The organism is Caproicibacter fermentans (assembly GCF_009746625.1).
In the GTDB taxonomy this organism is placed as follows: domain Bacteria; phylum Bacillota; class Clostridia; order Oscillospirales; family Acutalibacteraceae; genus Caproicibacter; species Caproicibacter fermentans.
Genome location: NZ_VWXL01000065.1, coordinates 1 through 1,236, shown reverse-complemented (window position 1 = coordinate 1,236; position 1,236 = coordinate 1). Strand labels below are relative to the sequence as shown.

Sequence of the window (1,236 nt, the reverse complement as noted above, 5' to 3'; positions counted from 1 at the left end):
TCCGTCATGCCATCATGAGATTCACAATTCGATGAAATCGTAAAACGATAACAAATAGAGAGCCGTGTGCATCGAGAGGTGCACGCACGGTTCGGGAGGGAGTCGGTACTGCCGGCTTACCTCATACGATGATGCGCTATCTACAGTACGAAACCCTGAAAGAACGGAATCTCGTCCATTTTGACTGCTGGGCATCCACCTTTGGGGAAACCGTGACGGCCATTGAGCTGGCCCCGGAGGGAACCGGATACCGGGCGCGCACACGATTTGCCCGGTTCTACAATCTGCCGGAGCTGATGCTGCTGTTCAAGGAGGCAGCGGACATCAAGACCGCCGACCAGCTCAACCTTCCAACGCCGAAAGCTGTGTACCACAACGAAGTCGCGCAGCCCTCGGAGATTCAAAAGGAGACGGTGAAAAAACTCTCGGAGCGCGCCGCTGCCGTCCATTCCGGTTCCGTCGACCCGACCGTGGACAACATGCTCAAAATTACGTCGGACGGGCGCAAGCTCGGCCTCGATCAGCGCGTCATCAACCCTATGCTTCCCGACAATCCCGGCAGCAAGGTCAACATGTGCGTCAACAACGTTTTCCAATTCTGGCACGACGGGAAGGACAAAAAGCTGACGCAGCTTGTTTTCTGCGACATTTCCACTCCCAAGGGCCGCGCCGCAGCGAAAGAGGACCGGGCTGTTCGGGCCGGTGGGAAGCTCGCGGGCGGTACGGAGCTTCACGCCCTGCAAGCCGCCACGCCGGAGGCTGACGCGCCGGAGCCGTTCAGCGTTTATTCGGACATTCGAGATAAGCTTATCATGCGGGGGGTTCCCGTTGGTGAAATTGCGTTCATCCACGACGCCGATACCGAAGTCAAAAAAAAGGAGCTGTTCGCCAAGGTGCGTGCCGGACAGGTGCGCGTCCTCATGGGCAGCACCGCCAAAATGGGTGCCGGGATGAACGTGCAGGACAGGCTCATCGCCTCTCACGATCTGGACTGTCCGTGGCGTCCCGGCGATCTGGAACAACGGTCCGGGCGCATCATCCGGCAGTACAATACCAACCCCGAAGGACATATTTTCCGTTACGTCACCGAAGGGACATTCGATTCGTATCTCTGGGTGCGACACGAAGTCGCGTAATTAAATTGTTCGGCAGTGACCGAACCTGCTATTCCATTGGCAGTAGCCTTGCATCGCCAAAGCGGCCGGTAACGGCCGTGAGGAAGCATGATGTGAATAG

General features: G+C 57.4%; 1 pseudogene. It reads left to right on the top strand.

The features are described 5' to 3' along the window. Nucleotides 1–122: 122 nt before the first annotated feature. Nucleotides 123–1,115, top strand: a pseudogene (locus CAFE_RS11820) (helicase-related protein); the annotation flags it as partial. Nucleotides 1,116–1,236 lie beyond the last annotated feature (121 nt).